Origin of the sequence: Martelella alba (assembly GCF_006516955.1) — a bacterium.
Classification (GTDB): Bacteria; Pseudomonadota; Alphaproteobacteria; order Rhizobiales; family Rhizobiaceae; genus Martelella; species Martelella alba.
In genome coordinates this window covers 432,419-454,360 of sequence record NZ_VHLG01000001.1, presented here as the reverse complement: position 1 = coordinate 454,360, position 21,942 = coordinate 432,419, and the positions used below count along the sequence as shown (strand labels likewise).

Genomic DNA, 21,942 nt, shown 5'->3' with positions numbered 1-21,942 from the left:
TGCATCAAAACCGTTTGGTTTCAGCCGTGCTGCATTCGCCAGCTCCGACGGGCAGGCGGACCGTGATTTCAACCCCGGATTTTCCACCGGTCAGCGGCGATGTGATCGTTATGGCGCCGCTCGCCCGATCCGTGATCGAGCGGACAATCGCGAGGCCGAGCCCGCTGCCTTTTGCATCCATGACACCGCGCTCGAAACGGCGGGTCAAACGTTCGGTGTCTTCGTTTGAAAGGCTTGGCCCTTCATTGGCGACGACGAGCGTGCCATCCTTTTCAAGGACAATGGTGATTGGCCGGTCTGCTGCGCCATAGCGCTGCGCATTTTCGATCAGATTCCGGCATAAAATTGCAAAAATGTCGGGATCGAGATCGGATTGTACCCCGGATGACGGTTGCTGCAACACGAGCCTTGTTTCGCCGGCCCGTTCGAAATCACTGACGATGATTTTTAGGACTGGTGAAAGGTCAGACTGCGTTTCCAGTCGCAATCTGCCGCCTTCGGCGCGTGCCAGCTGCATCAGCTTTTCAGACATGCGCATCAGCCGCTTCAGCGTCGTTTCGATCTCATGAGCGCGTTCGATGCTACGGGTTTCGCTTGCTTCGGTCTGCAGTCGCTGGGCTTGGGCGATCGCGCCCGCTACAGGGGTTCTGAGCTCGTGGGCTGCGTTTGCCGTAAAGGCGCGCTCGGCCTCGAAGGCTGCCCTTAAACGTTCGAACAGCTGGTTCATCGCAGTCGTCACCGGCCGGAGTTCCGATGGCAGATCTTTCTCCGGCAGCGGCGAGAGGTCACGCGCATTGCGGTGGGCCAGCCCCTGTTGCAGCCCGCGCAGTGGCTTGAAGCCGTTGCGCAGTGCCAGTGCAATGGCTGCAAGGCTGAAGGGAATCACGATCAGCAGGGGAAAGAGCAGGCCGAGTAGCATGACGCGCTTGGTGGTGTCACGATGATCAAGCGGTTCGGCGACTGTGATCGAATAAGCGCTGTTAAGCGAAATATCCGAATAAAATCGGTAGTGTTTATCCTGGCTGAAGCCTGGACTGGACAAAGGCGGGAATATGCTCCGTGCTACGTCGCCGGAATGCAGCACGATATTGCCATAGCGATCACGCACGATATAGGCGACGCTTTCATCGTCATCACGGAAGCGGCCGATATCGGCATCACGATTGCCATTGCCATTGCCATTGCGGCCTTCATGTTCCCTGAGGGCGTGGGCGGCCAGCGGCAGCATGCGCCAGGCGGTCAGTTGCAGATTGTCGTCAAAGGCCTCTTCCAGCTCATGCCCAAGCCTGTGGGCCGTATAGGCGGCGGCAATCAGCCACAGCACCGTGACGGCTGCTCCGATCACCAGCGCCAGTCTGAGCTGCAGCGACATCGGGCGCTTCATGGACGGCCCAGCCTGTAGCCGAGGCCGCGTTCTGTCTCGATGATGCCGGCGCCCAGTTTCTTGCGCAGTCTGCTGACATGAACCTCGATCGTATTGCTCTCGATTTCGGCGTTGAAGGAGTAAAGCCGTTCCTCAAGCTGGGCTTTCGACAATAGCTGGCCCGGACGCTGCAGCAATGTTTCGAACAGCGCCCATTCCCGCGCTGTCAGCGAAACGAGATGCCCGTCGCGCTGGATGAGGCGCGCGGCGAGATCAATGGCAAGCGGCCCGTGGGTGATGATCGGGTTGGGATTGCCGGCATAGCGCCGCGCCACGGAGCCGATACGGGCGGACAGTTCGGCAAGATCAAACGGTTTGACAAGATAGTCGTCAGCACCTGCGTTCAGCCCTTCGATCCGGTCCGACACCTGATCAAGCGCGGTGAGGATAATCACCGGAGTGACGCTGCCACGCCCGCGCAGACCTTTCAGGAAGACGATCCCGCGTCCGTCCGGCAGCATCAGATCGAGGAGGATGAGATCAAATCCGCTCGCGTCCAGCGCTGCGGAAGCGGAGTCGAGCCGCGTCACCCAGTCAACCGAATGGCCGTCAGCCGCGATCTGGTCGCGCACAGCTGCGCCCAGCACCGTATCGTCTTCTACCAGCAATACCCGCATTTTCAGGTCCCTCCGACGCTAGATGTAATCCATTGCGAAGCTTACGGGAAGCTGAAGCTGGCGTTCAGGACGCGTCAGGAAGACTTCAGTTTGGCCGGTGAAAACGCTGATCAGGATCGCGGTTCGGCGCGGTTCTTCATGCTTCTCACCGATGAGGATGACACAGATGAAAATGTTTCTTGCCGCACTTGCAGTCTCCACGGCGCTGACCGGTCCCGGTTTTGCCCACGCCGCCAGTGTGACGATGACCACAACGCTGAATAATTACTACGGCCCGGATGCCTACCTCGCCTATTATCTGACGGATCCGAATGGCAATTATGCCGGCAGCCTGTGGCTTTCGGGGCGCAAGGCGCGCTATTACGGCTCGCTGATCGGCTGGGCGCGGGCAACCCGCGGCGACCTGTCCGAAGTCAACGGACTCACCGGGGCAAGCGTCGGTTCTGGCCGGACCATGAGCGTAACTGTCGATATTGCCGACGCGCTGTTCGATGCCGGTTACCAGCTTCATGTCGATGCCGCAGCGGAAAACATGCCAAGCAGCCCCAACGAAATCGTCGTGCCGCTGACCAGCGCCGGATCGGGCCAGACCGTGCCGGGAAGGCATTATATCGCTGACTTCTCCTATTCGAAGTAACGGAAGGAGAACCTGTCATGATGCGTCTGCTTCACCGTTGGCCGGGGCTGATCGCTGCGGCTCTGCTTGTGGTTATCGCGCTGAGCGGCGCGGCATTGTCGATCTTTCCCGCGCTGGATTCCTGGAAAAGTCCATCCGCTGGAAAGATGAGTGTTGCCACGCTGGCGGGCAACATCGCGGCCGCGCATCCCGGCCTTATCGAGATTGATCGCACCGCGTCCGGCCAGATCACCGCCTCCTATACGGAAGGCGGCCAGTATGTCTCCGGCGTTGTCGATCCTGCAACCGGCTCCGTCATCGCAGCCGCTCGGCCAAATGGCGTGGTTCTGTGGCTGACGGAACTTCACCGCTCGCTGTTCATGGGAGACTGGGGCAGCTATATCGCTGCCGCTACGGCCCTGTTTCTGTTGACGCTCTGCATCTCGGGCCTTTTCATGATGGCGCGCCGTGCCGGTGGCTGGCGCTATCTGTTCGCCCGGCCGCGCGGCATGGGTGACGGCTATCTTCATACATCGATTGCGCGCTTTGCCGTTTTCGGGCTGGCCTTTTCGTCTGTGACCGCCCTGTGGATGACGCTTTCGACCTTTGGCTTCATTCCCAATGACGCGGCCTTTCCTGCCTTTCCTGCCAGTGTCAGCGGTCAGACCGGCATTGCGCCAGCCGCGATTGTCAGCCTCGAAAACACACCAGTCGGCGATCTTCAGTCTTTGGTTTTTCCGCGTACCGGTGATCCGACCGATGTCTTCACGCTGACGACCGATGACGGCATGGGCTATATCGATCAGGGCACCGGCGCCATGCTCTCCTGGGCCGATAACGGACCATGGCAGCAGGCTTCGTCGACGATCTTGATGCTGCATACCGGTCAGGGAGCCTCGATTGTCGGGCTGGTGCTGGGGCTGTCGGCGCTGGGCGTGCCCTTGATGGGGCTTACCGGCATACGGCTCTGGCTCACCGGGCGAAAGCGGCAAAGTGGCGCGAATGCTGCACATGAAGCCGATACGATCGTTCTCGTCGGCAGTGAAGGCGGTTCAACCTGGGGCTTTGCAGCGACGTTGCAGAATACGTTGCAGGCTGCGGGGCTGAAAGTTCATGTTGCCGCGATGAATGCCTTTGCGCCGCAAAGATGGCCAAAGGCCGAGCGTCTCATTCTGCTGGCCGCCACCTATGGTGATGGCGACGCACCGGATACGGCGAAGACCTTTCTGGAAAAGCTGGGCAGCTATACCGACGAGGCGAAAATACCGGTGGCGCTGGTTGGTTTCGGTGATCGCAGTTTTCCGCATTTCTGCGGTTATGCGGCGCGCGTTCACAAGGCGCTGAAGATCAGGAACTGGCCGGCTTTTGTCGCTCCGCACAGTGTTGACCGGCAGTCGCAGCAGGATTTTGCCCGTTGGGGCAGGGCGCTTGCAACGTCACTTGGTATGGATTTCGAACTCAATCATCAGCCGGAACCGCCTGCAACCTCGACGCTTTCCGTTATCTCACGGCGTGATTTCGGCAGGGAAGTGCAGGCCCCTGCCTCGCTCATCCGGCTGGCCCTGCCAAAGCGCGGTCTGTGGCAGCGCATGAATGGTACTGGCTTTGCGAAATTCGAGGCCGGGGACCTGATCGGCGTTCTGCCCGAAGGCTCTGATCTGCCGCGCTTTTATTCGCTGGCATCGTCCAGCCGCGACGGCTTTGTCGAAATCTGCGTGCGGCGGCAGAATGGTGGGCTGTGTTCCGGCCAGTTGACGGCGCTTGAGCCGGGCGAGACGGTTCAGGCCTTTGTCCGGCCCAATCCGGCCTTCCGTCCCGGCCGCGGCCGGGCGCCGGTCCTGTTGATCGGGGCGGGCTCGGGCGTCGCGCCGCTGGCCGGTTTCGTACGCACCAATCGCAGTCTGCGGCCGATGCATGTCTATGTTGGCGCGCGCCATCCGCAAAGCGATGCCTTCTATGCCGAGGAATTTGCCGGCTGGCAGCGTGACGGCAAGCTGGCATCGCTGACGGAAGCCTATTCGCGCGGTGCCGAGCCGACCTATGTGCAGGACGCTCTGCTCAAAGATGGACCCAGGGTTGCCGCTTTGATCAGGGACGGCGGTCAGGTTCTTGTCTGCGGCGGTCGCGACATGGCACGCGGCGTTGCAGCGGCCCTTTCCGAAATATTGCGCCCGCATGGCCTGTCACTGGCAAGTCTGAAGAAGGATGGACGATATGGCGAAGACATATTCTGATCTGCAGCGCCACGCGCTGAGCGGAGCGACGATGGGCACGCGCTGGTCCGCGCTGTTCCATGCGCCTATGGGTTATGACGTGGTGAGCCTGACGGCGGCATTGCAAGCGGCTGTTGATGAAGTTGATGCCGAAATGTCGACCTATAAGCCCGACAGCGACATCAACCGGCTGAACCTGTCTGAGCCCGGCAACTGGGTCCCATTGCCGATCGGTCTCATGACGGTGCTGGGCGCGGCACTGGTGATCGGCCGGGCCTCGGGCGGCGCTTTCGACATCGCCATGGGTGATGCCGTCTCGGCCTGGGGATTTTCGGCAGCTGAGGCTGATCCTGAGGCGATCAGAAAAGCGCGGGCGCGGCAGCGAAAGCCCGTTGCGGATAGTCTCGAACTGGACTGGCAGAACCGGCGCGCCTGCCGCCACGACGACGCCCGCTTCGATCTCAATGGCATCGCCAAAGGCTTCGGGGTGGACCGCCTCGCCGAGGTTGCGGCGCAATACGGCATTTTCAACGGTCTCTTTTCGATTGATGGTGAGCTGCGCGCCAAAGGGCATCTGCCCGATGGCCAGCCCTGGGTGGTTGCGATCGAGGCGCCGGACATCGGCAGGCGTTCGGCGCATTCCGTGGTCGAGCTTACCGATGCGGCGATTGCCACCTCCGGGGACTACCGGCACTGGATCAGCCTTGGCGATCACCGTCTCAGCCACACGATGAACCCGGCAACGGGCATGCCGCTGGTCGCGTCACCGGCCTCTGTAACGGTGATTTCGGAAAAATCTTGCATGGAGGCCGATGCCTGGGCGACGGCGATGATGGTGCTTGGCTGTGGGAAGGGGAGCGTGCTTGCCCGGCAGATGGGGCTTTCCGTGCTGCTTCTCGATCAGGCCGGTGAAAAGATCGGCGCAACCGGCTCGTTCGAGGTGTTGGACGAAGTCGCCTGAACCAGAAAGCGACCGGGCGCTTGAAGCCCGGTCGGTGACAATGGCCTAGATCCGCGTGAAGACGGCCGGGCCGTTTTCGATGAAGAGTTCGATTTCGACCGTTTCTGCCTGCGCGCCGTCGCCAGCGAACGCAATCGTCGAGCGGGAGCCGATCGGCGCGTTTTCCGCATCCATATTGAAGACCATGATCGATCCATCCCAGGCATGAAGCGGGAAATGCATCGGTTTTGGACCTGCCAGAAGCGCAAGGCCATCACCATCTGCGACGATCTCGATCGTGCCGAAATAGGGATGCGCATAGCGTCCGGCACTGTATTCGGCAGATGGCGCCGGGGCTGCTGCTGCGGGGAAGGGCTCTCCCGCCGTGTGGCCGATCGGTTCGTAGAAGGCCTTGAACATCTGGCTATAAGCGCCGTACCAGTCTCGTGTGATGTCGCCGCTCAAGGCCAGTTCGACAAAGGCCGAGCCGATGGCTTCAGCGGCACCGACGGGTGCTGCATTGGTCAGCACGACGATGCCGAGATCAAGCGAGGGGATCAGGCTGAAATGCGTTCCCGCGCCCAGAATGAAGGCACCGGAATGGCTGAGAACCACGCGACCGGTCGGATCGGTTCCAACCCCGAAGCCAAAACCATAGAAGCTTGCCCGCTCGTCCGGGCTGTGCGGGCGACTCGAGAAACTCTGCGGGCTGATGGCCGGCTGCAGCGCTTCGGGCGCAATCAGATCGCCGCCATCGGCCAGAACCATCTTCATCCATGTCGCCATATCGCTGGCCGAGGCACTCATGCCGCCAGCCGGTGACTGGGCATCGGGATCGCGCTGATAGCGGGCGGCAAAGCCGTCGCCCTCCACCGCATGGGGAATGGCGCGGTTTTCTCTCGCCATGAAATCGGAGAAGCGGGCGCTGCTGCTGGTCATGCCGAGCGGCTCCAGCAGTGCCTCATCGGTCAGATCCTCCCAGGACATGCCGGAGGCTTCCGCCACGCCAACGGCGGCCGCTGTCAGGCCGAAATTGGTGTAGGCATAGCTGGTGCGGAAGGGGGCGAGCGGCTGAAGGCGGATGCGTTCCAGAACGGTCTGGCGATCGAAACCCAGATCTTCGAGATCATCCCCGGCGTGATCCGGCAGGCCCGAGCGGTGACTGTAGAGATCGCCGACGGTCAGCTTCTCGGTGATTGCCGGATCGGACAGGGCAAACCAGGGCAGAAGATCCTTCATACGGCTGTCCCACGAGACAACGCCACGTGTGACCTGCCGGGCAACGACCGTGGCACCAATCGGCTTGGAGAGCGAGGCGAGCTGGAACACCGTTTCAGGTGTGATCGCATCCGGCTTGCCCAGTGCGCGCAGACCAAACCCCTTGGCATAGACGGTTTCACCGCGATGTACCACGGCAACGGCGATACCGGGAACGCCGCTGTCCTGCCGGATCTTAGAGACGATCTCGTCCAGCCTGCCGATCGCTGCATCGATCTGGCCGTCGGGCACCGGAACGCCTGGCGTGCGCGAAGGCGGCAGTGCCTGGGCGGCAAGCGGGAGTGGGGAAAGCGCAAGCGCTACGGAGGTGATCGCTGAAGATGCAAGAAATTTTCGACGGGAAATCTGATCGGTCAAGTTTGAAAATCCTCCACTCTGTTCGCCTGGAAATACAGGTGGGTATGTTTTCAATGTAACTGCCTGATTAATCAACCGCGAAAATTGACAAAAGCTGACATCGGCTCACGGGGACGGCGGCTATTCTTCATCGAAGGACGATGCGCGACAGCATCCGCTCGAAAATCGGAACCGATTTTCGGAAAGCATGATGCGTAGATTCAACAGGCTAGAGAGCGTCCTTTGTGCATCCGAAGGGATGCACGGCGTTTTAGCCGAGGCCGCTATAGGGGCGTTCTCCGCTTCTGGCAGGATCAATGCCGGCCTGTTCAAGGGTTCGCTTGAGCAGCTGTTCATAGATTGGCTGACCGCCGATCCACTGGGCCACCAGATTGGCCGTGACGCAGGTGGCAATCAGCGGCAAGGTCATGGTGTAGGATCCTGTCAGCTCCAGCGTCAGGGCCACGCCGACGACCGGTGCACGGACCGAAGCGGCGAACAGCCCGCCCATGGCCGCCATGCCGAAGGCGAGCGCGCTGACGCCGGAATTTGGAAAGATTGTCTCCAAAAGCCCGCCGAAACTTAAGCCGATGCAGATGGCAAGCGCCAGCATCGGCGCGAAGATACCGCCGGGCGTGCCTGCCGAATAGCTGGCGACCATGGTGAAATAACGCATCACGGCCAGTACCAGGAGCATCACCAATACCGGGCGATGCATTGAAAGCTGCATGATCAGGGTTTCGCCGCCGGTGACAGCCTGCGGCAGCAAAATGAAGCAGGCACCGACCGCAAGTCCGACGATCGCCGGGTAGAGATAGGGGACGTGCCGGTGGAGCTTTGCGCTGAAGGCGGTCATGTGCATCAGACTGGCATTGAGGCTGACACCGATGAAACCCAGCACGACACCGAGCATAACGAAGGCCGGGATCAGCGTCAGCGATGGCTCCGCCACGACCATGGACAGATCCGGCGCCGTGCCGCCGATGATTTCCGTTGCGACAGTGGAGGCGAGGGCGGCAACAATCACCCCGACATAGGTGCGGAATGTATACGGGAACTGATTATGCGTTTCCTCGATAATGAACAGTATCGCGGCCAGTGGCGCATTGAAGGCGCAGGCAAGGCCGGCCGCAGCGCCCGCACCCAGCAGACCGCGCCGTTCGGTATCGCTAACCTTGAAGAACTGGGCGATTGCTGCAGAAAATGAAGCGCCGATATGAATGGTCGGCCCTTCGCGGCCAAGCACGAGCCCGGAAGAGAGTGCAGCGATGCCGGCGATGAACTTCACCGGCAGAACCCGTTGCCACCGCACCGGCCGGAGGTTTTCCATCGCGCCTTCGATTTCCTGAACGCCGCTGCCGCCGGCTTCAGGTGCAAAACGGCGGACGATGAAAACGGACAATACGGTGACAGCCATGGCGATCAGCGCTGAAAGAACAATCAGCGCCAGGCCATCGACATGTTTTGCCAGATGGGCTGGCCAGGTGATGAGCTGTTTGATGATCAGATGGAATAGCGAGCCGAAAATACCGGCAAGGGCGCCAGCCAGGAGCGCAAGGGCGATATAGCGCGCCTGGGCGCGGCGTTGGTCCAGGCCTTCCTGAATGTCGCTGTCCTGATCTTGCATGCTAGCCTTGTATGCGTGCTCTTCGGGTTCAAAAGATACGTCGTCAAATGAGGCTGCACTCTGCAGCCCGTGCTTCAATAAGGTCAGGAAATATGCCCCACCGGCTGATGGTAATCAGACTCGGTTGGAAAAGTCCAGAATGCCCGCGGATCGGAAAATGGCTGCCCCCGAGATCTTCGATTGCTTCTGATGACGTCATGAAAACTTTAGACATACAAGTGTAAGTGAAGGCTGTTTAAGGGGAGATTGCTGCGTGTCACAGATTGCCAATGCAACGGAACTGCCATCATCGCTTGCACCTGTCGGCGCCATTGCCGACCGCGATCCGCTGTGCTTTTCGGCGAGCATGTCCTGCGCAGAGGCGATCCGCGCCTTTGCCGCGGCTCGGGACGCTGCCGGGGTACAGGCCTGCATTGTCGATACCAATGGCCGCTATGTCGGGACTGTCAGCCTCAAAGCCTGCCTCAACGCAGCGCAGGAAACCGAAATCGCGGGCCTGATGCGGCGCGATGCACCGACGGCCGGACCGGACAGAACGGCAGAATCCGTTGCGCTGGAGATGATCGACCGCCGGATCGAATTTCTGCCGGTTGTTGATGCGAACGGCATTGTTGCAGGCGTTGTCAGTGGCGCTGCGGCAAGCCGCTATGTCGTTGAGGAATTACGCGAGGATCAGGATCGTTTCGCCGGTGTGGCGGGTTCTTATGGCGATGATTATTTCGAACATACGGTCTGGTCCGACTTCCTTCGCCGTTTTCCCTGGGTGCTCGGTCTTGCCGTGGCCGGACTGGCAGCGGGCTATGTGGTTCATATCTATGAGGATGCGCTGGATGCGCTGGTGATTCTGGCACTCTACATGCCAATGGTGGCCGATACCGGCGGCAATGTCGGGACGCAGTCTGCGAGCCTTGTGACAAGGGCGCTGACAGCGGGGGATGTGCAGCTGAAGGATTCGCTGCGCATCCTGTGGCGTGAGACCCGCGTCTCGCTGCTGATGGCCGTCGTACTGTTTCTCTTTGCATTCTTGAAGGTGGTGCTTATTTCCAATGCTGCGGATGTGCCGTCGGGGCTTTCGCTGGAAGCGATCGGCTTTGCCATAGCCATCGCGCTGGCAGTCCAGGTGATCTCCGCGACGCTGATCGGTGCTTTGCTGCCCCTTGGCGCCATTGCGGTGAAACAGGATCCGGCCATCATATCGGGGCCGGCACTGACGACGATTGTCGACCTGACTGGCCTTCTGCTCTATTTCGTGATCACGACATCGCTTCTTGGCATCACCAATGTCGTGCAGTTCTAGGGGACCAGTGTCAGCAGCACGAAGACGGCGAAAATCACCAGATGGACGGCGCCCTGCAGCACTGTTGTGCGGCCGGTGCCGAGTGTGATTGTGCTGACGAACAGCGTCAGGATCAGCATTACCATGTTTTCGGCATCAAGCCCGAGCGTCAACTGGTTGCCGGTGAAGATCGTATAAAGCGATATGACCGGGATCGACATGCCGATACTGGCAAGCGCCGAGCCGAGGACGAGATTGATACTGTGCTGGATCTTGTTCTGCATTGCTGCCTGAACCGAGGAAATGCCCTCGGGCAGCAGCACCAGCGTTGCAATGACGACGCCGACAAGGGCAGGGGGCAGGTTGGCGGCTGCGATGGCATCGTCAAGCGGATGCGAAAGGGCTTCTGCCAGCAGGATCACGGTCAGCAGCGCCAGCGGCAGAAGAATGGCCGAGCTGAGCGTTACCCTGCCGGTTGGCGTTTCGAGATCGCTATGCGCCAGCGGTTCCAGTTCGGTGTCGGGCTCATCGATGAAGTAGTTGCGGTGCCGCACCGTCTGGATAAACAGAAATACGCCGTAAAGAACCAGGCAGCACAGGCTGACGACCAGAAGCTGGGCCCAGGAATATTGCTTGTCCCTGCCGGAAACGGCGAAAACGGGCAGAACAAAGGCCAGGGTAGACAATGTGCCGAGCACGGCAAGCGCTGCTGAAGCGGCGTCGAGCTTGAAGCTCTGTTCGCGGTGGATCTTGGCGCCGAAGACAAGGCAGAGACCGACGATCCCGTTCAAAACGATCATCACGGCTGAAAATACCGTATCGCGCGCCACTTCATCCGTGCCTTCGAGACCGGAATTCATGATTGAGATGATCAATGCGACTTCGATCAGCGTTACACAGCCAGCCAGTACCAGCGAACCGTAGGGCTCGCCGATCTTGGCGCCGATGACGCCTGCATGCATGACGGAGGCAAAAATCGCGCCCCCGAGAAGCGCCACTGCTGGAATGATGAAGGCGAGTGAACGGTCATGCAAAATGCCAGAAATTTCGAGTGCACTCAGCCCCGCTGCCAGCACCGGTACTAGCCAACTCCAGGTTGGCATCGCTTTCGGGTTGATATGCATGCACGGCCCCCTTCATTGTCGCTCGCACCTTGCCGCCGATACATCAACCAGAGCGATTTGTCATCACGCGTGCTATCGATTTGCCGCTTGGCCATCCGGCCCGGACATGGAAGAGCCAAGTACGAAGGCGAGGTTCGCCGCTGCCGCAAAGGCGCTTTCGCGCGCATCGCCTTCAGCCAGCCGTGCATTCAGCAAATCAGTCTGTCCAGCCGCTGCCGCTGTGACAGTTCCCACACCATTGCGATAGGCTTCAAGCGTTGAATCATAGGTCTTGGCTGCCGCAGAGGACATTTTTACCGCTGCGTTGTGTGAGGCGATGGCGCTGGTGAGTGCGTTGGAGGCCATGACGATCTCACGCGCAGCCGTATCCTTCAGATGTTCGAAGTCACGGCTGGCTGCAGCTTCGCGGCTCTCGGCCTGCTTCATGTTTGCCTCGCGCATGCCGCCGTCATAAAGCGGTATCGAAATGCCGAGGAAAATATTCCCGTTGACGCCGCTGGCATTGGCGGTCGGCAGGCCGCCCACCGTGGCGTTGGCGCTGTAGGTCGCCAGCGAACCATAGACACCGATTTTCGGCATGAATGCCGCCTTGGTGGCATCAACACCGGATTGCGAGGCCTTGACCGCTGCATAACCGGCAAGAATATCGGGGCGCCGGGCAAGGGCGATGTCGATCATCGTGTTGACCGGGGTCGTGACTGTGGCGGGCAGCGGCTGGCCGCTGCTATCGGCGATCCTAAGTTTGGAGACCGGGGAAATGCCAATCGCGCCCAGCAGCGTCTGGTAGGCATCGCTTTCATCGCCGCGTGCCTTGACGACCCTGAATTCACCCTGTGCGACCAGCTGTTCGGCCTGGGCCAGATCCACCGAGGTGGCAAGTCCGTTCTTGCGCTTCTGCGTTACAGCATCAAGCAGCGTTCTGGCATTGGCCAGCGATTGCACGGCGACCCTGGTGTGGTTGCGGGTGGCATTATACTGATGCCATGCCCCGGTCACCTGGAAGATCAACTGCTGATGGGCCGCATTGAACTTGTAGTTTGCCGCCAGTGACAGTTGCTCGGCTGCGGAGACGACGGCGCTGCGGCCGCCGAAATCAAAGGCCAGCCATTGCAGGGCGATAAAGGGGGCGACGCCATCGATATTGGTCGAAAAATAGGAATCGGCGCCAATCGGGATCGGCAGCGGTGAGGTGTTGGTGCCCGTTCCGCCAATCGCATTGGCGGTGATAAAGGGCAGATAGGTTGCCTCAGCCATGCCGACGGCAAGGGCTGCCTGTCGCGCACTCTCCCAGGCCGCGCGCGTTGTCGGGTTGGAGCGCTGGGCAAGGTCGATCAGTTCCGGCAGGTTATAGGTCTTGCTTGTATCGATCTCCGGTGCCGGCAGGGCCAGATCACCGCTTTGCTGCGCGTCTGCCCGCAGGTTTGCATCCTGAGACGACGACCACGGATGGTTTGGGTCGGGCGGCGCCAGTTTCAGTGACTGCGCGGCGCAGCCACTGAGCATTGCCGCAACGGTTATGACGGCGATCACCGGCAAAATCCTGCCGCCTGCGTTTTTCTTGCCTGATGTCGCGCGCCTCAACTGCCGTCCCCCGAACCGTCTTTTCCGGTTAAAGCAGGTTCAGCCGGTGCGCGGGAGTCCCGATCGGCAAACTTGTCGGTGATAGCGTCAATTTCCGCTGTCATTTCGCCGGAAATCTCCGGCCTGAAAAACAGGCCGAGCGTCAGATGATTGAGCTTGTCAGTCACGAGCGTAACCGCCTGACGCTGGTTCTGCGTCGGTCGCACGGCGCGGGGCTCATATCCGGCCATGTCGAGCGCATTGCGCACATTGCCGAGATTGGTCTGGATCAGCGCAATCAGGCCGAGTGAGGCCCGGCGTTCGGCAAAGGGCAGATCGGCCAGGGTCTTCAACCGGGCGGTCACGGCCAGAATATTGTTTTTCACCGCGTAGGAGATACTGACCGGCCAGATCGTGGTGAAGATGATGTAGACGACGGCATTGCCGAGCAGGATGCCAAAAATCCGGTCGCTCGCCGCACTCAGATCCGTACCCGGCTTGAAGCCCTGGATCACGGTCAGCAGAAAGGCAAGGGCGATCTGCACGCCGCCATAGGAAATACGCTCACTGCCTGTCGAGATCCAGGCCGAGAATGCGACAACGAGGAAGATCACGATCGCCAGCCCGCCGATGGATTCCAGCTGGGGAATGATGAAGAGTATGGTCAAAAGCCCGATCAGTGCGCCGATCAGGCAGCCGGTGATGCGCAAGAGCAGCTTGTGAACTGTTTCGCCCGTGGTGCCAAGTGCTGCGACATAGCATGTGATCATGGCGGTGTGGATGCCCTGCCAGTCGATGGCGGTATAGATGAAATAACAGGTAAATGCTGCAAGTGTTGTCTTCAGCGCGAACTGCAGGTGGATTGGATTGCTAAAGGCATCGGCAGCGATGAAGGGGTCATCAAGCGGAGCACCCTTTTCCGGCGGTGTCGCGTCAAGGAGAGCGGCAAGTGCGGCCTCGACATCATCAAGCCCGTGATCTTCATCACCGGGAGTGGCGGATTGTGCTTTTGCGAGCGGCTTTTTGGCTTCGATCGCACCGGCCGCGTCGCGGCATTGGCCAGCAAGGGCGCTGCGGTGTTCGGCGCTGCCGGCGTTGTCGCGGGCCAGTGCGGCAAGCATCAGGCGATAGCTATGGGCCTGACAGGCTGTCAGAAAAGCGTTGTCCTTGCGGTTGAGCAGCCTGAACAGGCCGATCATCTGCAGGAGCTTGTCCTGTTCGGCCGTGCCTTTACCGATCAGCTCCACAAGTTTGTCACGGGCTTCCGGATCGGCAGCGGTGAGGAAATCGGCGGTTGTCCGCAGCCGTTCGGCAATCGCCTGACGCAGCAGTTTTTGCGGCGGAATGCCGAAGAACAGGTTGTAGAGCGCCAGTGTCGCCATTGGCACAAAGACCATGGCCCAGGCATAGAGCACGGCACGGGTGGCGATTTCACCGATCGGAATATAGCCGAGAAGCGTCATGACGAAGGCGATCACCAGCGCGACGATTCCGGCCTGTTCGCCAAGCTTGGTGGCGGAATCCATATAGAGGAAGATGAATGAGGAAATGATGATCGCGGCGATCTGCGCTGGCGGATGATCGATGGTCAGGTTGATCAGTCCGATCAGCAGGAAGACCACGAGGCTGACGGCGATGATCAGTCCGACGCCGGTAACGACGTTTTCCGCCGCATTGGGTTTGGCCATGAATATCACGAGATAGCAGCCGATCGCTGCTTCCGGGAAGTGATACAGCATGGCGATGGAAATGGAGATGGCGCAGATGATCCCGATCGAAACCGCCTGATAAAGCCGTCCCGGAAAAGGCTTCAGGTCGTCAATCAGCCGAAGCGTCTTGCGCCTGAAATCACTGGTCTCCACAATTGGTGCCATAATTCACGACGCTGGATGCCGATGCGCCGATGCGCATCAGGTGTTCGGGCGGATTGTCGAGGGCGATGCGAACCGGAAAGCGCTGGGCAATGCGCACCCAGTCGAGTTCCTTGGGAACATAGGGAAGGCTGCGCGGGATATTGATCGCGCCTTCCGAAGCCACACCCCAGCCAATGCCCTGGACATGTCCTTTCACCGGAACGGATTTGTCGGCCATGACATAGACAGTGGCGCAGGTGCCGACGCGGATATCGTTCAGCTCACCTTCGCGATAGAGCGCGGTCGCATACCATTTGTCGGTGTTGACCAGTGTGAAAACGCTCTGCCCGGTGACGATATATTGGCCGGCCGAGAAGATAAGCCCAACCACGCGGCCATTATGCGGCGCATAGACCCTGGTATTGGCGAGATTGCGTTTGGCGATATCGAGTGCTGCCTGCCGGCTCTGGATCAGCGCCAGCGATGCTTCGGGTGATGAGACCAGTGCATTGGCCGCTGTGCTTTGCTGCAGCGCCTGTTGCAGCGAGACTTCGGCATCAAGTTTCGCCGTGCGCGCATCCTGCACCTGCTGATCGGTGACATAGCCCTTGGGTTGCAGCGGCAGAAGGCGATCCAGCGTTTTCGTCGCCAGATCGAGATTGACTCGGGCGCGTTCGATCTGCTGTTCGGCTACCGCCGCATTGGCCTGTTCGGCGGCAATATTGCGCTGTTGCGTTTCATAGGCAGCCTCGGCCGCTTTCAGGTCCCCCTCCGCCTGTGTCACCTGCAGGCGATAGACCGTGTCATCAAGGGTCAGCAGCAATTGCCCCTTGGTGACGCGATCGTTTTCGGCAACGAAAATTTCCGAGACACGTCCCGGCACGGAGGCGGAGATATTGGTGATGTCGGCGGTCAGCGTTGCGTCCTGCGACAGGATATTGGAGCGCATGCGGGTCATGTGGCTATAGCCCAGCCAGATCGTGCCTGCGATAAGGGCGACGGGAACAAGCGCCAGTGCCTTGGCTTTGAGTGAGAGCATGACCGGCCTATCTTCCGAAAATCGACAGGGAGGCTGCAAGGCCAATGGCGATTGCCAGGCAGAAGTAGACGACAACGCGAAGCGGCAGGATTTCGTCAATGCCGGTTTTGATCAGCACGAGACGAATGATCACGGTTGCGATGATGCCGATCAGCGTTGATGCGATCCATGACGGGAAATAGGCGCCGTAAAGCGAAATCGCCGGACCATGGCTTGCGCGCGCGCAGCTATCCAACAGCGGCGCAATCAAGCAGATAATGGGAAGTCTGAAACGGATCACGCCTGAAAACTCTTGCAATAGCGCCTTTGACAAAGCGTCGCCCCCACCCTTGGGCAATCTGGTATCATTTGTCTTGAGGTTCGTCCGCGCTGTCAATATCAGCTCATTGAAAACCCAATGAAATGATCGCGTTCTGGTAGCGCTGGCCGTCACGTCGAGGACGTGATAGCCAGCGCTTCGAAATCTAGAAGCGGAAGCTGACGCCCATGACCGGACCTTGCATCTGCGTGTCAAAGACGTGACCGCCGCTGTCATAGTCGACCGACTGATATTTGTAACCGATGGACAGGGCCATGTTCTTCCTCATCTCGTATTGGAAGGCAGCAAGCGCCTGCCACGAGATTTTCGACCCAACGTCAAATCCGCCGACATCTGCCTGACCGACAACCTTCATCTTGTCGGTGAAACTGTATTGGGCAAGAAAGCCGACCGCCGGATCAACCCACCCGAAGGTACTCGAAGTGCTGTAATAGGCGTTATAGGACGGCGCATTGACGCTGAGATCGGTCCACACGCGATAGGCGCGGATACCGGCGAGCGCGTCGAACTTGAAATCAGGATCATTGGCAAGCCTGTAGGAGCCGAACAGTGCACCATTGAACAGCTTGTTGCCGACCTTGACATTGAGATTGTCAACGCGGCCCACATTCGGGATGTTGACCGGCCCCGTCGCATCCTCTTCGCTGATATTGGTGTACATCACATCGGCATAGACGCCGTAGCGGCCATTGGTGGCCCAGAAATTGACGAAACCGGCGATGTTCAGATTTGACAGAATGTCGGAAAAAGACTGGTCGATATGCACGGCGGGTGCGTTCTTGAACGGCGCCACATCACCTGACAGGCCAGTGCCCCACAAATAGGGTGTTACCACATAGGTCCAGCCGGAGGCCGGTGCCGGAGCGGGGGCAGCGACAGGGGCCGATGGTTCCGGCATATCTGCCGACAGGGCGGCAGACGTTCCGGCAAGGCTGATGCCGAAGGCGGTCAGCGTGGCGGCCAGGTGTCGGGAATGCAGGGGCAGGAAAATCATCGGAGAAGCCCTCACAAGGTGTTTTTGAAGAAGCGTCCGTCCTTCATGATGACGGACAGGTTATCGGGATTGCCGATCAGGGCGATATCCTCCAGTGGATTGCCGTTGATCAGCAGCATGTCGGCAAGTGCTCCGGCCTCGATGACGCCAAGGCGGCCGGGATAGGGATTGCGCAAACCGGAAAAAGCCATCAGCTCACCGCTGCGGCTCGTGGCCATGCGCAGGATATCGACATTGGAGAACCAGTCGGCGAGCTGGGCGAGCTGCCTGCCCTGATTGACGGTTCCTGCCGGATTGAACAGGATATCCGTGCCCCAGACGAATTTCTCGATACCGTATTTCTGCGCCCATTCAAAACAGCGCACGGTGCCTTCGGCGATCTGCTGCTGTTCCTTGCGCTGCTGGGCGGTGCCTTTCGGATTGGCGAACTCGCCGCCGAGAAAGGGCTGAATGCTCCACCAGGTGCCGGTATCGGCGATCATTTTCACCGTGTCCTCATCCGCAAGCTGACCGTGCTCGATACATTGCACGCCATTTTCGATCGAACGGCGAATGCCTTCGGCGGTATAGACATGGGTGCAGACATAGGTTCCCCAATCCGCCGTGGCCTGAACCGCGGCTTTGATTTCTTCCGGCGTATATTGCAGGCTCGGGATCGGGTCGTAGGAGGAGGAAACACCGCCGCCGGTCATGATCTTGATCTGGCTGGCACCCAGCATCAATTGCTCACGTACACGGTTAAGAACTTGTGGTACTCCATTGGCAATAGAGGAAATTCCGGCTTCTTCCGCATGGCTGAGATTGCTCTGGTCGGACGCCGGGATCTCATAGACCATGCGGAAATCGCCATGGCCGGATGTCTGCGAGATCATTGCCCCTGAGGGATAGATGCGTGGCCCGACGGCCTGTCCTGCATCAATTGCGCGCTTGAGCGGGAAGGACGGGCCGCCAACATCGCGGATCGTGGTAAAGCCGCGTAGAAGCGTGCGTTCTGATTCGTGGGCGGCAACGAGGTGAACATAGGGAATGGCTGCCGTCATCGCCGTCTGCATCGAAATGGCACAGAGCAGCGAGTGCCAGTGAGCATCGATCATGCCCGGCATCAATACGCGTCCGCCGCAATCGATCACGTCGACGTCACTCACGCTTTCATCAATGCCGGGCAGAGCCTTGATCACATTGCCGTCGACCAGAACATTTCTGCCCTCAATCAGCGTGGCGGATACGCCATCAAACACGCGGACATTGGTGAACAGGACCGGTCGCGAATCGGTCTGAGCAAGGGCAGGAAAGGCCGAGAGCGCATTGGCCGCGATGACGCCGGCGACGCCTTTCAGCAGCGAGCGGCGGCTGAAACCGGCAGTGAGACGTGCATTGAGGCGCGCAAATTCCGGTGTATGACAGGGACAGCCCGCTCCGTGGACAAGGTGCTGGTATTTGTTTCCTGCGCGCATTTCTTCTCCCGGAATTCGTGTTCGGTATCGCCAAGCCCCGGAGCAGGCCCGGCGTTCATCGGTTCCCGACATTTCGTTATGCCAACGTGACTTTACACGCTCATCGAGTTTCCTGAAATAATAGCAAGTATAGCGTTACGCTTTTTGCTGGGCTGTGACATAGATTCCCTAATTGTCGAGAGCCGCGCCCGCCATGTTGAAAGGGGCCGAGAGCGTATTGCCGACTGCGTCGAAAATCAGCGCACCGGTCTGCCTGAACTGGCTGTCCATGTCGTTTTCGTCCTCCAGTTCGGCATAGAGCGACGCAAGGTCGGCATAGCGGCTGTGGTTCAGCGGATCGCGCGACTGAACCGATGAAATGTCGAGCAGCAGCACGTTTTCTTCCTTGGCCTTGGCCACGACATCGGGATCGGTGATATCCAGCTGCCCAGCGCGCTGACGGTTGCCCTGAATGAAGCGAGAGGCCTGGAGCGCGTGGTCATCGCCCGAAACGAGCACCAGCAGCGGCGGATCGAGCGGGCCGATGACGTCGAGCTGGGCGTTGAAAACATCTTCATCGATATCGGGTGACGCCAGAATCACATTCAGCTTCTTCATGCTCTTGTGATTGCCCTCGAGCGCCATTTGCCGCAGTGCTTCCATGGAAAGCCAGCCGCCCATGCTGTGGCCGAACAGCATGACAGAGCGAACCGCAGACAGGCCTGTCAACTGGTCCAGCACATCGGTCAGGCCATCACGCGAGAACGTGGCGGAGTCCTTGTCTGTCGCATAGTCAAGCAGCCGCGCCTGCGAGGGCCATGAAAAGAAGACCGGAACCCCGGAAATGTCCGAATCGGTGGAGACTTGCGCCAGACGGAACAGTCCCTCCTGAAAGCTCACATTGAAACCATGCACGAACAGGGCGACCTTGCCATTGCTGTTTTTGCTGCGGGCCTGAGCATTGATCCGGCTGTCAAAGGTGTTCTTCGACAGGATCGTATGACTGATGACGGTGAAAACCTTGTCGGGATCCGGTTTGGCGGAATGCGGCCATTCGATTTCGCCATCGGTGTGGCCCGGCGGGATCGAAATGACGAATTCTGCATAGCTCAGCTGGTCTGCGCGCTCGGCGGTGAACCCGTCAATTGCCGAAACGGCCTGCTCGCGGGACGTCGCAACATAGACGGTAACGGTGCGCTTGCTCGATGCGGCCTGCGGGTTCGGGTAAAGAATGTTCGAACCGGGACGCGGTGCGCAGGCAGCGATCAGCAAAAGCGCTGCGACGAGCAGCGAAAATCGGAAAAGCACAGCAAAACGCACGACCTGGCACGATGCTTTGAACGGGGATTGGGCGGTGGCGCGGACCATGTCTATCATCGACTGAAATCGCAAGCGTTTATCATGGGGTATTCAGGTGCCGCTATGAAGCTGACCACCAGATATTTAGTAAAAGCGCTCCCGGCAGAAAGCAAGCCGATCAATGGCTTTAGGAAGTAATAACTTACCAGAACGGGAGAAACCGCCTGGCGGGTTCGAAAAAAATATCCTTGTGAAACAATCCCGTAAGTTGTCTTGACCCCGTTACAACCGGATGGCTACACTCCGAAAAGTTGAGATGGCTAAAGCGGAGAATGCAATGGCTGATGATCGCGTGAACGAGGCTCTGTTCGACCCGAATGACGAAACATATGGCGCGGCAGATTTGTCCGCCATCCTGCCAAAGTCGAAATTTCCGGCCAGCGAGCGCGCGCCGCGCCTTGCCTATGCGGCCATTCATGACGAGCTTTTGCTTGATGGCAATGCGCGGCAGAACCTCGCCACCTTCTGCCAGACCTGGGAAGAGCCGGAAGTCCATCAGTTGATGGATGACTGTATCGACAAGAATATGGTCGACAAGGACGAATATCCGCAGACGGCCGAGATCGAGGCGCGCTGTGTGCGCATGCTCGCTGATCTCTGGAACGCGCCCGAGGGACCGGCGACGGGTACCTCGACCACCGGTTCAAGCGAGGCGGCCATGCTGGGCGGTCTGGCGATGAAGCGGCGCTGGGAGGCAAAGCGCAAGGCTGCGGGCAAGCCGACTGACAGACCCAACCTGATCACCGGCCCGGTGCAGATCTGCTGGCACAAGTTTACCCGCTACTGGGATATCGAACATCGCGAAATTCCGATGGAAGACGGCCGTCTGCTGATGTCGCCGGAAGAAGTGCTGAAATTATGCGATGAAAATACGATCGGCGTTGTTCCGACGCTCGGCGTCACATTCACCGGCGAGTATGAGCCCGTCAAGGCTGTTTCGGATGCGTTGGACGACCTTGAAGCGCGCACCGGTCTTGATATTCCGATCCATGTTGACGGTGCCAGCGGCGGCTTTCTGGCGCCATTCTGCGCGCCGGATCTGCCATGGGATTTCCGTTTGCCACGGGTGAAATCGATCAATGCCTCTGGCCATAAGTTCGGCCTTTCGCCGCTCGGTGTTGGCTGGGTGCTGTGGCGCGAGGAGCAGGACCTGCCCGAGCAGATGGTGTTCTGGGTCAATTATCTCGGCGGCAATATGCGCGATATCGCCCTCAATTTCTCCCGTCCGGGCGGGCAGGTGGTCTGCCAGTATTACAACTTCCTGCGCCTCGGCCGTGAAGGCTATCGCAAGGTTCATTCGGCCTGCTATCGCAGCGCCGCCTATCTGGCGGCGGAGCTGGAAAAGACCGGGCTGGTCGATATCGTCTTCGATGGCGATCCGGCCAAGGGGATTCCGGCGGTCTCGTGGAAGCTGAAGGAAGGCCTTGCGACCAACTATACGCTGTTCGATCTTGCTGACCGGTTGCGTTCCCGCGGCTGGCAGGTGCCGGCCTATACGCTTCCCGCCAATTGCCAGGATCAGGCGATCCAGCGCATTCTCGTCAGAAACGGCGTCAGCATCGATCTCTGCGCATTACTGGTGGAGGACATGAAAGCGGCGATTGAATATTTCCGCGCCCATCCGATCAGCAAGCCGCTGACCGAAGAAGAGGCTTCCGGCTTCCATCACTGATGGTGACGGTATTGTCAGCAAAAGGGGAGCCGCCGGGCTCCCTTCAGATTGCTGGCAAGCCTTGCCCGTTTTTTTGACGTCATGCCTGTGCTTGGTTCACAGGCATCCAGCCGACGGGCGTCCACGCGGCGAACGAACGTCTTTATTCAATGAATTATTTATCTGGATCCCCGTGACAAGCACGGGGATGACGACGGAGAGAGGGGCTGTTCCACCTCAAGCATGCAATCTGAATGGCTTTGTCAACAGTCTGCGGGGAGCCG

Annotated in this window: 17 protein-coding genes; 5 read left to right on the top strand and 12 right to left on the bottom strand. The window is 59.4% G+C overall.

Annotated elements, in window-relative coordinates:
• Positions 1-4: 4 nt before the first annotated feature.
• Both FJU08_RS02090 and FJU08_RS02085 read right to left on the bottom strand, forming a co-directional pair.
• Positions 5-1,384 carry an ATP-binding protein gene (locus tag FJU08_RS02090; RefSeq protein ID WP_141147311.1) on the bottom strand — a complete coding sequence of 460 codons (1,380 nt, stop codon included), beginning with the start codon at positions 1,382-1,384 and terminating at the stop codon, positions 5-7.
• Positions 1,381-2,040, bottom strand: coding sequence for a response regulator transcription factor (locus FJU08_RS02085; protein WP_141147310.1), 660 nt, complete (start codon positions 2,038-2,040; stop codon positions 1,381-1,383). The genes FJU08_RS02090 and FJU08_RS02085 overlap by 4 nt, the downstream gene beginning before the upstream one ends.
• A gap of 166 nt (positions 2,041-2,206) precedes the next feature.
• On the opposite strand from FJU08_RS02085, the gene FJU08_RS02080 reads away from it, so the two are divergent.
• From FJU08_RS02080 to FJU08_RS02070, 3 genes are read left to right on the top strand one after another with little or no spacing between them, the layout of a single operon-like run.
• On the top strand, positions 2,207-2,677 hold the full coding sequence (locus tag FJU08_RS02080; protein ID WP_141147309.1) for a DUF2271 domain-containing protein: 471 nt from the start codon (positions 2,207-2,209) through the stop codon (positions 2,675-2,677).
• Positions 2,678-2,694: 17 nt separating this feature from the next.
• Positions 2,695-4,890, top strand: coding sequence for a PepSY domain-containing protein (locus tag FJU08_RS02075; RefSeq protein ID WP_141147308.1), 2,196 nt, complete (start codon positions 2,695-2,697; stop codon positions 4,888-4,890).
• Positions 4,871-5,830, top strand: coding sequence for an FAD:protein FMN transferase (locus FJU08_RS02070; RefSeq protein WP_235890548.1), 960 nt, complete (start codon positions 4,871-4,873; stop codon positions 5,828-5,830). The genes FJU08_RS02075 and FJU08_RS02070 overlap by 20 nt, the downstream gene beginning before the upstream one ends.
• Positions 5,831-5,875: 45 nt before the next feature.
• Here the strand turns inward: FJU08_RS02070 and FJU08_RS02065 are convergent, their stop codons facing one another.
• Complete coding sequence (locus FJU08_RS02065; protein WP_141147307.1) at positions 5,876-7,444, bottom strand: serine hydrolase; 1,569 nt, start codon at positions 7,442-7,444, stop codon at positions 5,876-5,878.
• Between the two features lie 250 nt (positions 7,445-7,694).
• Complete coding sequence (gene clcA, locus FJU08_RS02060) at positions 7,695-9,128, bottom strand: H(+)/Cl(-) exchange transporter ClcA (protein WP_268932105.1); 1,434 nt, start codon at positions 9,126-9,128, stop codon at positions 7,695-7,697.
• 175 nt (positions 9,129-9,303) lie between these two features.
• Between clcA and FJU08_RS02055 the strand changes: the two genes are divergently transcribed.
• Positions 9,304-10,347 carry a magnesium transporter gene (locus FJU08_RS02055; RefSeq protein ID WP_235890547.1) on the top strand — a complete coding sequence of 348 codons (1,044 nt, stop codon included), beginning with the start codon at positions 9,304-9,306 and terminating at the stop codon, positions 10,345-10,347.
• On the opposite strand, the gene FJU08_RS02050 is transcribed toward FJU08_RS02055, so the two are convergent.
• The 8 genes from FJU08_RS02050 to FJU08_RS02015 all read right to left on the bottom strand — a co-directional run bounded on the left by FJU08_RS02050 (position 10,344) and on the right by FJU08_RS02015 (position 19,956).
• Positions 10,344-11,450: a calcium:cation antiporter gene (locus FJU08_RS02050; RefSeq protein ID WP_141147305.1), complete on the bottom strand. Its 1,107-nt coding sequence runs from the start codon at positions 11,448-11,450 to the stop codon at positions 10,344-10,346. The genes FJU08_RS02055 and FJU08_RS02050 overlap by 4 nt on opposite strands.
• Positions 11,451-11,522: 72 nt before the next feature.
• Positions 11,523-12,980 (bottom strand): TolC family protein, encoded by a 1,458-nt coding sequence (locus tag FJU08_RS02045; protein WP_141147304.1) that lies wholly within the window; start codon positions 12,978-12,980, stop codon positions 11,523-11,525.
• 47 nt (positions 12,981-13,027) lie between these two features.
• Entirely contained in the window at positions 13,028-14,884 is a 1,857-nt protein-coding gene (locus tag FJU08_RS02040) for an FUSC family protein (protein ID WP_141147303.1), read from the bottom strand.
• Positions 14,859-15,902, bottom strand: coding sequence for a multidrug transporter subunit MdtN (mdtN, locus tag FJU08_RS02035; RefSeq protein ID WP_141147302.1), 1,044 nt, complete (start codon positions 15,900-15,902; stop codon positions 14,859-14,861). Before mdtN ends, FJU08_RS02040 begins: the two co-directional genes overlap by 26 nt.
• A gap of 7 nt (positions 15,903-15,909) precedes the next feature.
• Complete coding sequence (locus FJU08_RS23040; protein ID WP_235890546.1) at positions 15,910-16,182, bottom strand: YtcA family lipoprotein; 273 nt, start codon at positions 16,180-16,182, stop codon at positions 15,910-15,912.
• A 184-nt stretch (positions 16,183-16,366) separates the two neighbouring features.
• Positions 16,367-17,215 carry a hypothetical protein gene (locus FJU08_RS02025; RefSeq protein WP_141147300.1) on the bottom strand — a complete coding sequence of 283 codons (849 nt, stop codon included), beginning with the start codon at positions 17,213-17,215 and terminating at the stop codon, positions 16,367-16,369.
• Positions 17,216-17,226: 11 nt separating this feature from the next.
• Positions 17,227-18,669 carry a metal-dependent hydrolase family protein gene (locus FJU08_RS02020; protein ID WP_141147299.1) on the bottom strand — a complete coding sequence of 481 codons (1,443 nt, stop codon included), beginning with the start codon at positions 18,667-18,669 and terminating at the stop codon, positions 17,227-17,229.
• Positions 18,670-18,837: 168 nt separating this feature from the next.
• Entirely contained in the window at positions 18,838-19,956 is a 1,119-nt protein-coding gene (locus tag FJU08_RS02015) for an alpha/beta hydrolase (RefSeq protein ID WP_181409717.1), read from the bottom strand.
• A 328-nt stretch (positions 19,957-20,284) separates the two neighbouring features.
• Between FJU08_RS02015 and gad the strand changes: the two genes are divergently transcribed.
• Entirely contained in the window at positions 20,285-21,679 is a 1,395-nt protein-coding gene (gene gad / locus FJU08_RS02010) for a glutamate decarboxylase (RefSeq protein ID WP_141147297.1), read from the top strand.
• The last annotated feature ends 263 nt before the right edge of the window (positions 21,680-21,942 follow it).